This is a genomic window from Pyramidobacter porci (genome assembly GCF_009695745.1).
GTDB lineage: Bacteria > Synergistota > Synergistia > Synergistales > Dethiosulfovibrionaceae > Pyramidobacter > Pyramidobacter porci.
This window is the reverse complement of the sequence record NZ_VUNH01000005.1, coordinates 56,705-68,596: the sequence shown is the minus strand read 5'-3', so window position 1 is coordinate 68,596 and position 11,892 is coordinate 56,705. Positions and strand designations below refer to the sequence as shown.

13 protein-coding genes are annotated in these 11,892 nt (G+C 62.6%); 5 read left to right on the top strand and 8 right to left on the bottom strand.

What is annotated here, in order from left to right; translation table 11 throughout:
• The first annotated feature begins 232 nt into the window (after window positions 1-232).
• Window positions 233-982 carry a transporter substrate-binding domain-containing protein gene (locus tag FYJ74_RS05755; protein WP_154528633.1) on the top strand — a complete coding sequence of 250 codons (750 nt, stop codon included), beginning with the start codon at window positions 233-235 and terminating at the stop codon, window positions 980-982.
• 101 nt (window positions 983-1,083) lie between these two features.
• Here the strand turns inward: FYJ74_RS05755 and FYJ74_RS05750 are convergent, their stop codons facing one another.
• The 7 genes from FYJ74_RS05750 to FYJ74_RS05720 form a co-directional block, all read right to left on the bottom strand.
• A complete protein-coding gene (locus FYJ74_RS05750) occupies window positions 1,084-1,830 on the bottom strand; it encodes an energy-coupling factor ABC transporter ATP-binding protein (protein ID WP_154528632.1) in 747 nt (248 codons plus the stop codon).
• A complete protein-coding gene (locus FYJ74_RS05745) occupies window positions 1,827-2,603 on the bottom strand; it encodes an energy-coupling factor transporter transmembrane component T family protein (protein WP_154528631.1) in 777 nt (258 codons plus the stop codon). Before FYJ74_RS05745 ends, FYJ74_RS05750 begins: the two co-directional genes overlap by 4 nt.
• A gap of 16 nt (window positions 2,604-2,619) precedes the next feature.
• The gene (gene cbiM, locus FYJ74_RS05740; protein WP_154528630.1) at window positions 2,620-3,228 is read right to left on the bottom strand and encodes a cobalt transporter CbiM; all 609 of its coding nucleotides are present in this window, start codon (window positions 3,226-3,228) and stop codon (window positions 2,620-2,622) included.
• A gap of 2 nt (window positions 3,229-3,230) precedes the next feature.
• The gene (locus tag FYJ74_RS05735; protein WP_229769370.1) at window positions 3,231-3,722 is read right to left on the bottom strand and encodes a hypothetical protein; all 492 of its coding nucleotides are present in this window, start codon (window positions 3,720-3,722) and stop codon (window positions 3,231-3,233) included.
• A gap of 20 nt (window positions 3,723-3,742) precedes the next feature.
• On the bottom strand, window positions 3,743-4,534 hold the full coding sequence (locus FYJ74_RS05730) for a DUF4198 domain-containing protein (protein ID WP_154528628.1): 792 nt from the start codon (window positions 4,532-4,534) through the stop codon (window positions 3,743-3,745).
• A 517-nt stretch (window positions 4,535-5,051) separates the two neighbouring features.
• Window positions 5,052-6,935 (bottom strand): heavy metal translocating P-type ATPase, encoded by a 1,884-nt coding sequence (locus tag FYJ74_RS05725; RefSeq protein ID WP_154528627.1) that lies wholly within the window; start codon window positions 6,933-6,935, stop codon window positions 5,052-5,054.
• Between the two features lie 141 nt (window positions 6,936-7,076).
• Entirely contained in the window at window positions 7,077-7,295 is a 219-nt protein-coding gene (locus FYJ74_RS05720; protein WP_154528626.1) for a cation transporter, read from the bottom strand.
• A gap of 215 nt (window positions 7,296-7,510) precedes the next feature.
• On the opposite strand from FYJ74_RS05720, the gene FYJ74_RS05715 reads away from it, so the two are divergent.
• The 3 genes from FYJ74_RS05715 to FYJ74_RS05705 all read left to right on the top strand — a co-directional run bounded on the left by FYJ74_RS05715 (window position 7,511) and on the right by FYJ74_RS05705 (window position 9,286).
• Window positions 7,511-7,900: an ArsR/SmtB family transcription factor gene (locus tag FYJ74_RS05715; RefSeq protein ID WP_154528625.1), complete on the top strand. Its 390-nt coding sequence runs from the start codon at window positions 7,511-7,513 to the stop codon at window positions 7,898-7,900.
• 127 nt (window positions 7,901-8,027) lie between these two features.
• Complete coding sequence (locus FYJ74_RS05710; protein ID WP_154528624.1) at window positions 8,028-8,753, top strand: HAD family hydrolase; 726 nt, start codon at window positions 8,028-8,030, stop codon at window positions 8,751-8,753.
• A gap of 98 nt (window positions 8,754-8,851) precedes the next feature.
• Window positions 8,852-9,286: an arsenic metallochaperone ArsD family protein gene (locus tag FYJ74_RS05705; RefSeq protein ID WP_154528623.1), complete on the top strand. Its 435-nt coding sequence runs from the start codon at window positions 8,852-8,854 to the stop codon at window positions 9,284-9,286.
• A gap of 158 nt (window positions 9,287-9,444) precedes the next feature.
• Here FYJ74_RS05705 and FYJ74_RS05700 read toward each other — a convergent pair whose 3' ends face one another.
• Window positions 9,445-10,620, bottom strand: a complete 1,176-nt coding sequence (locus FYJ74_RS05700) for an alanyl-tRNA editing protein (protein ID WP_195838816.1) — start codon at window positions 10,618-10,620, stop codon at window positions 9,445-9,447.
• A 216-nt stretch (window positions 10,621-10,836) separates the two neighbouring features.
• On the opposite strand from FYJ74_RS05700, the gene FYJ74_RS05695 reads away from it, so the two are divergent.
• On the top strand, window positions 10,837-11,394 hold the full coding sequence (locus FYJ74_RS05695) for a biotin transporter BioY (protein WP_154528622.1): 558 nt from the start codon (window positions 10,837-10,839) through the stop codon (window positions 11,392-11,394).
• Window positions 11,395-11,892 lie beyond the last annotated feature (498 nt).

Below are 11,892 nucleotides of genomic sequence, written 5' to 3'. Positions count from 1 at the left end.
GTTTCATGCGCAGTAGCAGCGGGATATCAAAAGAATAGCGGCTTTTCAGCGAGCGAACACCCCGTTTCATGTCGCAATTTTCAAGGTTTTGCTCTGGAGTTTCCGAGATTCGACGTGTTAACGAATAATTATTCATTATCTATTGACAAATAAACTTTGATGGATTATTATCCGTTTCAAGGCTAGTTTATAGTCGTCTATAAAAATAAACTGACTTTTAGGAGGTAACAGCATGTGGAAACGTATTTCTGTAGCGGCCGTTTTGTCCGTCCTGGCCGCCACGGCGGCTTTCGCCGTTTCGGCAATGGACAAGGAGACGCTGATTGTCGGCACGTCCGGCGCCTATCCGCCGTATGAGTTTCACGGGCAGTCCGGCGACTTGGTCGGGTTTGATATCGACATGACCGAGGCCATCGCCAAAAAACTGGGCAAAAAATTGCAGTGGCTCGATATGATCTTCGATTCGCTGCTTCCGTCGCTGATGGCCAACAAGATCGACCTGGTCTCGGCCGGCCTTTCGGCGACGCCGGAGCGCGCCAAGCGCGTCAGCTTTTCGTCGCCTTACGAGATTTCCTACAGCGCTTTCATCACTCGCGTCGACTATCAGCCCAAGAGCACCGACGATCTGACCGGCAAAACCGTCGCCGTACAGATCGGCACCGTGCAGGAGACCTTTGCGCGCGCCCTTGGCAATGTCGAAGTCAAGACATACCAGAAGTTCGACGAGTGCGTGCGCGAAGTGGCGCTCGGGCGCGTCGACGCGACTTTCATGGACATTCCCGCCGCCAAGGCCTACGTCAAGGCCAAGGATTTCGACGGCAAAATCGCGATCGCCTTCAACAAGCAGATCACCGGCGCCGACAAGGCGATCGCCATCTCCAAGGAAAACGTGGAACTGACGGCCGCCGTGAGCCGGATCATCGAGGAGATGGACAAAAACGGCGAACTTCAAGCCCTGCGCGACAAGTGGTTCAACGAGTGAACGAGCGGAATGTTCCACGTGGAACATTCCGCGGACAAAAAGACATCGGGGTGTTCGCACGGTCATCGTGCGGACACCCCGATGTCTTTCGGAACGTCAGATCACGTGGCGGAATACCGCAGCGGCAGTTCGAGGCCGTTGCGTTCCAGCAGTTCTTTGTCGCGGAACAGACCGGGCAGGGATCCTTCCGCGGCGACGGCCCCGTCATGGAGCAGCACGGCGCGGCTGCACACGTCGAGCGCCATGTCGAGGTCGTGCGTGGTGAGGATCAGCGGCCGGCGCAGCGCGCGCAGCGTCTCGATGACGCGCCGCCGCGCGCGCGGGTCGAGCGCCGACGTCGGTTCGTCGAGAACGATCACCTGCGGCTCCATGACCAGAATGCCGGCCAAAGCGGCCAGACGCTTTTCGCCGCCGGAAAGGCGGTGCGGCGGGCGTTCGGCCAGGTGCGCCGCGTCCAGTCGTTCAAGCATGGCGAGCGCTTTCAGCCGCGCCTCGGCGGCGGGCACGCCGCGGGCGACGAGACCGAAGGCCACGTCGTCGGCGACCTGCGGCATGAAGAGCTGGTCGTCCGGCTCCTGAAAGATCAGGCCGACGGCCCGGCGCAAGTCTTCCGTACCGGCGGGCCGTCCGTACAGTCGGATCTCGCCCTGGCGGGCGGCGATGCCCCCGGCCAGATGAAGCAGCAGCGTCGACTTGCCGGAGCCGTTGGGGCCGACGAGCGCGAGTTTCTCGTTTTCGCGCAGGCTGAACGACACGCCGTTCAGCGCCTTGTGTCCGTCGGGATAGCTGTAATGAAGCGCGCGCACTTCCAGCGGGCGGGCGGATTTTTCCGATGAGGCCGGATTCATTGAAAGCCTCCCGAAAAATCGAGCGCCTGCGCCGCTGCGAGCACGACCGCGCAGAAAACGGCCAGCGCCGTGTCTCGGATTCGCCAGCGGAGCGGCTGCGCCGCGGCGAATCCCGCCAGCCCGCCGCGGCAGTTCAGCGCCAGCATCATGCGTTCGGAGCGGTCGGAACTCTGCAGCAGCGCCGATGCCGCCATGAAGGCGAAAACGCGCCAGCGCAGCATCCCTTTCAAATGCGGCGAGCGTCCCGCGCCGCGCGCGCCGCTGCGCAGATTGACAGCCTGCAGGGCCGCGGCCATCCGCTCCGCAAGCAGATAAATGCCGCGCAGCGTGAGCAGCAGCAGAACGCGCAGCTTTTCCGGGCAGCCCAGGCGGGCGAGCGCCGTTTCGCTGCGCGCCGGCCCCATGGCCGCGATCAGCCGCAGCAGCACGACCGAGATCAGATTCAGCCTGACGGCGATCAGAAGCCCCTGACGGATCCCTTCGCGCGTGAACGGCCCCCATAGCGTTTCTCCCGGCCAGGTCAGCGCCAGCAGAAACGTCATCACCAGACTGACCAGATTGAGCTGGCGCAGCGAGCGCAGCAAGGGGCGAAGCGGGCCGCAGAAAAACAGCGCGCCCGGCAGCAGCGCCGCGAACGCCAGCGCCGCCGGCCGGTCCAGCGCCGACAGCGTCACTGCGTAAGCAGCGGCGCAGACGATCCGCGCGCGCGGGTCGAAAACATCAAGCGGAGCGCGCGCGTTTTCCGCGAACAGGTCACCCGTATCGAGACGCATAGCCGCCGTCCTTTCGTCAGCGGTCGACGCCCGACAGGAACTCCGGCGAAACTTTTTTCAGCCACGCCACCATGAACGCCGTGATCGCGCCTTCGACGAACGCGACCGGCACGTGAGCGAGAAAGACTACCTTCGCCACGCCGAGAAAATTTTCATCCGTGGCGCCGAGGAACAGTCCCACGCCGACGGCGCACAGCAGCACGGCCAGCGTGCCGGCGGCGAACGCCCAGACCGCGGCGGCCGCGCCGCTCTGACGGCGGATCGGCCGTGCGAAAATCAGATAAACCGACAGCGCCGGCAGCGCCACGTCCACCGTGTTGGGGCCGAGCACCGCCAGCCCGCCGAAGTGGAACAGCAGCGCCTGCAAGAGCAGCGCCACCAGCACTGCGGGAAAGGTTGACCAGCCCAGCACCAGCCCCATCGGTGCGATGAGCGAAAGGTGCGTCGAGCTGGGGCCGATTTTGACGTTGACCAGCGACGCGAGGAAGAACGCCGACGACAGCAGCGCCACGCGCACGATGCGCTCGGGCTTGAGCTTTTTCAGGCCCACGGCCGTGCCGGCCGCGGTGATGGCCCAGCCGGCCGCCAGCGCGCCCGTGGAAAGCACGCCTTCGCTGATATGCATGCTCAGGCCGCCTTTCCGCGGCGCGCCAGCAGGACGAACGCGGCGACGTTGAAGAGTAGGCTGACGCCGAGGACGCAGCGGATCGCCAGATCCACGCCCTGAGGCACTGCGCTCTGTTCTTTGACGGCGAGAGCGGAGGACTTTTCGGAGCCGCCGTCAAGGAATTCCTGCGTTACGTCGATTTCCGCCGCGCACTGATGCCCTTCGTCGTCCTTGACGATCACGCGCCATGTGCCGGGCACGTCGGGAACGAACGCGAAGCGTCCGGCGGCGTCGGTGCGTCCCGACTGGTTGGCGAACTTTTCGTCGGCGGGCGAGAAGACTTTGGTATCAAGATAACTCATCGTTTCGCCGGTGGAGTAGAAGAATTCCAGCGGCACCGAAGGCAGATCTGACTGGCGGTATCCCACGCCATGGGCGGAAGCGCGCAAACAACCAATGGGACCCGTCAGCACGAGTCCCATCAGCAGTGTCGCGACCGCTCTTTTAAACATTGAAAGCGCCGTCATGATCGTTATTTGACTTCGAAGAGCAGGAAGGAACGCACCGTGCGGCTGTCGTAGGTCCCTTCGACGCCGGGCAGGCCGTCCTGACGGGCGCGGACGCCCCAGAGGCCGGGCGCGGTGATCTTGATGAACGCCGTGCCGCTCTCCGCTTCGGTGTAGTAGGCATAGGTGTTCTCATACTCGGTGACGAAGCCGTCGTAAGTCGCCCAGACGGGGCCCGTATAAGGCTGACCTTCGAGCACGACCTTCACCTCGAAGAACTCGCCCACCTTGGCGTCGGCCGGATTGGTCACGGGAATGACTTCCAGCGGATGGCCGACGGCGGTGGCGAAGTTCTTGTCGTCCTTGGAGGCGTTGAGGATCAGCTTGGCGTATTTGTCGTGCTTGACCGCCGACTTGACCTTCAGCCCCTGAGCCTCGAGATCCTTGCGCGCCCCCGATTTGCCGCCCTCGTTGGTGACGCTCCAGACGCCGCCGTCCTTTTCGGCGACCACGATCAAAGACTCGCCGGCCTTGACTTCCGGCACCGTGAAGTCGATGCACAGTCCTTTCTCGTTGCCGGTCAGGGGCTGGGGCATCAGCTTGCCGTCCACGAAGGGACCGGCCTTGACGCGTTCGAGACTTTCCACTTCTTCGGGGACGATGAACTTGTGTCCCGAATGCACCGACACCGCCAGAGGCGCGCCTTCCGTGACCTCGCCGTTGGCGCGCAGCGTCAGTTCGTGGGCCATGGCCGCGCCGGAAAGGGCCGAGACGAGAAGCGCCGCCGAGAACAGGGAGAACGTTTTGCGCTGAGACATGAAATGTTTCCTCCTTAACCAAAAAGATTTTGTCGAATTGCGGCGGTTCCGTGACCCGAAAGCGAGAAATCGCCACCCGAAAATGACGTTTCCGTCATCGTGCTACGACAAAATAATATCATAACGCCGATTTGTGTCAAGGTGAGTAAAGAGCGTGTCACGATTTCCCCGACGCCCGCGAATTTTTGAGCGCGCTTCGGAAGATTTTCCCGAAGCGGCTCCACGCGCAGGCGAAGAATTCTTCATGAGATTTGCCGACTTCCGACGGCGGAAATCGCCCCGTGCCGACATGAGGGCTCCGCGTCGAAAATTCGCTATGAACAAAAAAGCGCCCGACAGCCCGGCGGCTGTCGGGCGCTTCACGCCGTCCGACCGTTTTCGCGCCGCGGCCTGAAGCGCGGCGCGAAATGTTGGGATCGCGGCAGGTCTTTCCGAAAGGAATTTGGTTTTTCTCCGTGTCTTGGTACCTCCGCCGTGAAACAGGTCCTTATAAGGCGCGCCCGTTTTTGTTTCGCCTTCACAGGCTTTTGACGAACAGCGCGCGGATGGCGTTGAGCACGGCCAGCACCATCACGCCGACGTCGGCGAAGACGGCCAGCCACATGTTGGCGAACCCCAGCGCGCCCAGAGCCAGACAGGCGAGCTTGACGCCGATGGCGAACCAGATGTTCTGGCGGACGATGCCCAAACATTTGCGCGCGATTTGGATCGCTTTGGCGATCTTGAGGGGATCGTCGTCCATCAGCACGACGTCGGCGGCCTCGATGGCGGCGTCGCTGCCCATCGCGCCCATGGCGATGCCGATGTCGGCGCGCGAGAGCACGGGTGCGTCGTTGAGTCCGTCGCCGACGAAGGCCAGCTTTGCGCCGATGGGCTGGCATGCCAGGAGCTCCTCGACCTTGGCGACTTTATCGGCCGGCAGCAGCTCGGCGTGGAACTCGTCGACGCCAAGCTCCCGCGCGGTCTGTTCGGCGGCGAGGCGGCGGTCTCCCGTGAGCATGACGGTCTTTTTCACGCCGACAGCCTTGAGCCGCCTCACGGCTTCCTTGGCGTTGGGCTTGATCATGTCGGAGATGACGATGTGACCGGCGTACTCGCCGCTGACGGCCATGTGCACGATCGAGCCGGCGCTGCGGCAGCGGATGCAGGGGATGCCGAGGCGCTCCATGAGCTTGACGTTGCCGGCGGCGACGGGCAGTCCGTCCACGACGGCGGTGACTCCTTCGCCGCCGATCTCCCGGACGTCGGCGACGCGGGCGCGGTCGATCGGTTTGCCATAGGCGAGGCGCAGCGATTTGCTGATCGGATGCGGCGAAGCGCTCTCGGCCAGCGCGGCGAACTCGAGCAGACGTTTGCGCTCGATGGGGCAGTGGTGCACGTCGCTGACTCCGAAGACGCCTTGCGTGAGCGTGCCGGTCTTGTCGAAGACGACGCACTTCGTGTTCGCCAGCGTTTCGAGATAATTGGAGCCTTTGACGAGCACGCCTTCGCGGCTGGCGCCTCCCAGCCCGGCGAAGAAGCTCAGCGGGATGCTGACCACCAGCGCACAGGGGCAGCTGATGACGAGGAATGTGAGGGCGCGGTAGAGCCACTCGCCCCAGTCGGGGGAGAGCCCCATCGCGAAAATCCGCGCCAGCGGCGGCAGCACGGCCAGCGCCAGCGCGCCGCCGCAGACGGCGGGCGTGTAGACGCGCGCGAACTTGCTGATGAACTCTTCGGATTTGGATTTGCGCGAGCTGGCGTTCTCGACCAGGTCGAGGATCTTCGAGGCGGTGGATTGGCCGAACTCGCGCGTGGTTTTCACTTTCAGGGGGGCGGTCATGTTGATGCAGCCGGAAAGGATCTCGTCGCCGGGTTCGATTTCGCGCGGCGCGCTCTCGCCGGTGAGGGCGGCGGTGTCGAGCGTCGAGCTTCCCGCGGCGACGACGCCGTCGATGGGCACCTTCTCGCCGGGCTGCACGACGATGACCGTGCCGGGGGCGACCTCGTCGGGATCGACGCGCTCGAGTCGGCCTTCCCGTTCGACGTTGGCGTAGTCGGGACGGATGTCCATCAGGGTGCCGATGCTGCGGCGGCTTTTGCCGACGGCGTAGCTTTGGAACAGCTCGCCGGTCTGGTAAAAGAGCATGACGGCGATGGCCTCGGTGTAGTCGCCGTCCTCGTAAACGGCCAGCGCCATGGCGCCGAGCGTGGCCACGGTCATGAGAAAGTTCTCGTCGAAGATCTGGCGGTTTTTGACGCCTTTGATCGATTTGGCGAGGATGTCGGAGCCGACGGTCAGATAGGGAACGAGGTAAAGCAGAAAGCGCGTCGTGCCGGCGACGCGCGCGAAGCGCAGGGCGACCATCATCGCCGCCGCGACGAGGATGCGCAGCAGCGTGCGAAGCTGTTTTCCATTCATGGCATATTCCTCCGCAAAACTTTTCGCCGCGGGACAGCGCGGGAAAGCTGATTCGATTTATATCGCGCGTTGATGCGCGGCGCGGCCCCAAAACGCCCTTTGCGGAAAACAGCTTTCCGGCGCGAAGGGGGCGGCGGACGGCTAGAAGAAAATTTCGCAGTCGTCCTCGATTTTTTTGCAGTTTTTCAGCACTTCGGGCATGACGGCCTGGGGATCCTGACCGTCCTCGAATTCCACGTTCATTTTCAGCAGCATGAAGTTGACGCCGGCGTCCTTGACGCCGGGCGTGCCTTTGGCGGCCTGCTCCATCTTGTTGGCGCAGTTGGCGCAATCGACTTCGATCTTGTAGCTTTTTTTCATGCTCAGCAGCTCCTTCTTTTTGAATGATCCGACGCAGACGATTAAACGAATGCTTATTTGTTGATGAAAGTTTATCGCCTCGGCGCGGTCCTGTCAATCCCGGCGGAAAAAACGCGGGAGGCGGAAGGCGGCGGAGCGGGCGGAAAATTTTCGCCGGGAGCTTTTCAGCGGCGGTTTTTTGTGGTAAATAGGATGAGAAAAAAGGAGGCGATTCCATGCCGCCAGTCCATCTGCCGCACCGGCACGGCCAGCCCGTCGAGGAATTCTGCGCCGGAGCGCCGTCCGTACGGGATTTTCAGGCTGTCGCCGACGTGTTCAGACAGCTCGGCGACGCCACGCGCATGCGCGTGTTTTGGCTGCTGTGCCACGGCGAAGAGTGCGTGATCAACATTTCCGCGCTGATGGAGATGTCCAGCCCGGCGGTGTCGCACCATCTGCGCCTGCTCAAAGCCGCGGGGCTGATCGTCAGCCGCCGCGAGGGCAAAGAAGTCTATTACAGAGCCGCCGCTTCCGACACGGCCGCGATGCTCCACCGCGCCATCGAGGAGCTGATGTCCATGGTCTGCCCCTGCGCGCGGCTGCGGCGTCGCGGCGGGAACGGGTAAAAAACGAAGAGCCGCGGAGCGAAAATGCTCCGCGGCTCTTCGTTTTTTACGCCGTCGTGCCGAAACGCGGACGTTTTTTCTGGTACAATCGGAGCGGTTTTTGAAGAACTTCGGGGAGGCGGCAGGAATGTTCGACAGGAAAAAAGTGATCATCTTCGATCTGGACGGCACGCTGATCGACTCGGTGGGCGTGTGGAACGCCGTGGACGTGGAACTGGTGAAGCAGATCGGCGGCGGCGAACGGGACGGCGACGAACTGCAAAGACGGCGCGACACTTTGCTGCGCGAGCGCGCCGCCAGCTCCGACCCGTACGGCGACTACTGCGCCTATTTGAAGGAAAAGTACGCTTCGCCGCTGCCGGCGGACGAGATCCACCGCCGGCGCTACCGCATCGCCCGCGACTTCCTCGAGAACGTCGTCGACTACAAGCCGCGCGCCGACGAGTTCGTCAGGGCGCTGAAGGCCCGCGGATTCCGCCTCGCCATCGCTACCACGACGCGCCGTGGCACCGTCGACATCTATCGCGCCGTCAACCGCAACATGCTCGCCAAAGCGCCGCTCGACGAGTATTTCAGCCCCGTCTACGCGCGCGAAGACGTGCGCGCGATGAAGCCCGACCCGGAAGTGCACTTCCGCATCCTCGGCGCACTCGGCGCGACGCCCGCCGAGTGCCTGATCTTCGAGGACTCGCTGATCGGCGTGGAATCCGCCCGCAACGCCGGCATCGAGACTGCCGCCGTCTACGACCGCTACTCCGACGCCGACCGCGCCCGCATCGACGCGCTCGCCGATTACCGCGTCCGCGACTACGGCGAGGCGATCGAGATTTTAAAACGGGAAACGGCGGAGTGATCTCTTGCGGTTCGTGAGAAACGCCGCTTTATGCTAAGATACAGCTGTTCGGCGTTAAACTTTTCCCGATAATATCATTTTTTAAGGAGGAACCGATCATGCGCAGACTTGCCATTTACGAGGCCGCGGCCGGGTGGGACGACGAACGGGAGCTGGCCGATCTGGCCCAGTCTCTGGACGTGCTCACGCATCAGGGCGTCGAATGGGAGCGCCACGATCTGGGCAAGGAGCCGGAGGCGTTCGAGGCGAACCCCGCCGCCGCGCAGTACTTGAAAGTCTTCGGAGCGGAGCGTCTGCCCGTGGTGCTGGTGGACGGCGTCATCGTCATCGCCGGACGCTATCCCGACGACGTCGATCTGATCGACTGGCTCGAACTGCCGCCTGAGGTGCTGGGGTACGATTGGGCGGACGACGACATACCGGAAACAGGCGGCGAGTGCGGCTGCGGGCATGAGAACTACGCCGAGGACGGCTGCTCGGACGGCGCCGAAGGGCACGAGCACGGCCACGGGCGCCATCACGGACATCATTAGAAAGAGTCGCCGCTTGCCCCAAAAGGGGGCGGCGGAAACTTTTTCGCGGCAAAACAGGGAGCGCCTCCATCTTTTTCGGATTGGAGGCGCTCTCTGTTTGTTTTTGCGCGCCGACCTTTTCGGGAGCGTTCTACGCGAAATTTTTTTTCTGCAAATCGTTATCGAAAAGCCGCTTCGAGCGCGCGCTCGATCGCCTCGCGCCCGGCGAAAAAAGTCCCCTGCACGAGCGTCGGGTCGCCGCCGCCGCGGCCGTTCAGTTCCTTATTGAGCGTTTTGACGGCGTCGCGCAGCACGGGATCGCGGGCGCAGATCACGTAGTTCCATCCTTTTTTGCCGCCGCTTTCGGCAGGACTGAGCACGGCGGCCGTCTTCGCCTTGCCGCTACAGACGAGGGCGTCGCAGAACTTGCGCAGCTCGGCGGGCTTGAACCCTTCTTCGAAATCGATCAGCAAGCCGCCGCCGGCGGGGAGCTGCGCGGCGCGCAGTTCGAAGTAGCGGCGTGCCAGATCGCCCGCGCGGGCTTCGGCCGCTTCGGCGGCGGCGACGTACTGGCGCACGGCTTCGACGGTCTCGTAAGGCTTGGCGGAAAAGATGCGCCCGATCTCGCGCTCTTGCTCGTTCTTGCGCGCGTAGTCCTGCATGGCGAGACGGCCGCAGAGCATTTCGATCCTGACGCCGCCCTTGTAGCGGGCCATGGCGACGAACTTGATCAGGCCAATTTCGCCGGTGCGTTCCACGTGGGTGCCGCAGCAGGCGCAGAGGTCGACGCCGGGAAACTCGACGAGGCGCACGGCGCCGCTCAGTTCCTTCTTGCTGCGGTAATCGAGCGCCGCCAGCTCTTCCGGCGAAGGAAACGCGACGCGCACAGGCAGGTTGGCGTAAACGCAGGCGTTGGCTTCGCGTTCCAGTTCGGCAAGCTGCTCTTCACCGATCGGTCCGTTGAAATCAACCGTGACTTTGTCCGCGGCCATATGGAAGCCGACGTTGTCGTAGCCGAAACGCCTGTGGACCAGGCCGGAGACGATATGCTCGCCGGAATGGGCCTGCATGTGGTCGAACCGTTTCTGCCAGTCGATGACGCAGCGCTGAACGCTGCCGACCGGAAGCGGCCTGTCGGCGTAATGGACGATGGCGTCGTCGCGGCGGCGCGTGTCGCCGACGACCGCCTCGCCGATGACGCCGCTGTCGGCGAGCTGACCGCCGCCTTCGGGGTAAAAGGCCGTCTGCGAGAGCGTCACTTCGAAGCCGTTTTTGCCGGGCTCGCATCCGGTGACGACGGCGTCGAATTCTTTCACGTAGGGGAGCCGGTAGTACAGTTCGTTCATCTCGTCCATGGAAAAACCCTCTTCGATCAAAATGATTTCTTCCCCAGAGACAAATTATGCCACGTTTTGCGCCTCCGCTCAAGGCGTTTTGTCCGCGTCGAGAGATTGAGCGCGCCTTATTCGCTGATTGTCACTAATTATATATTTATAGTTGACAATTAATCCGGCCGGACGTATGATCGGGGCGCTGCAAATTTTCGCGAAGACGGAGTGAAAACAATAACAATGGAGAAGAATCATGTCAGAAACATGACGGCGATCGCGGTGATGACGACGCTGATGTGCGTGCTGGGGCCGCTGTCGGTGCCCGTCGGGCCGGTCCCTTTTTCCCTTCAGGTGTTCGTCGTCTACCTTTCGGTGTATGCGCTTGGCGCCCGGCGCGGCACGTTGGCCGTCGTCCTCTACCTGCTGATCGGCTGTGTCGGGCTGCCCGTGTTTTCGGGATTTGCCGGCGGGGCGGGCAAACTGCTTGGGCCTACGGGGGGCTTCCTCGTTGGTTTCATCCCGCTGGCGGCGATCAGCGGCTGGTTCACCGACCGCTGGGAAAGCGGCGTCGTCATGCAGTTCGCCGGCATGCTGCTGGGGTTGGGCGCGCTCTATCTGTTCGGCGCGGCGTGGCTGGCGAAAGTCGCGAAGCTGAACTTCGACGCCTGCATGGCTGCGGCGGTTTACCCGTTCATTCCCGTCGACGTTCTGAAGATCGTGCTGGCAATCCTGCTTGGCCGCCTGCTGCGTCGCCGCCTGCGCGCCGCCGGGACACAGGGAGAGTCCCCGGAACGTTAAAATTTAGAACATCATATAACGCCTGACGGCTGCCGAGCCGGCAGGCGTTTTGCGTAGACGGTGTTCCACGTGGAACATTGTCATCCTCGTTTTCGTTAAAAAGGGCACAGATTCTTCGCCCTTTTCAGAGCGCCGAAGGCGCGTCGAAAACTGCATGGAATCGCGTGCCGCATGCTTTTTACGGCACAGCCGCGCGTCAGCGCGGCGTTTTCAATGGTGCTTTCCCATGGAAAAACATATCAGTCAACGAAAACGCTTCTCAATTTAAAACGGAACCGCGGAATCGGTGCGTCCGCCGACGAACGGGAAAGGCTGTCATCGGGGCCGCGGTTGCCCAAGCAGGGGCTGTCGTCAGCCAGGCGATCGCATAGACTGCCGGTCGGCCGCGCGCCGTGAAGGGGATGAACCTCCGCCAGATCGGTTCGGCCGGCGGGATATTTTTCCCGCAAAAAAAACTTCATGATACAATAACGTCATAAACGATGGAAAGGAGCGTTG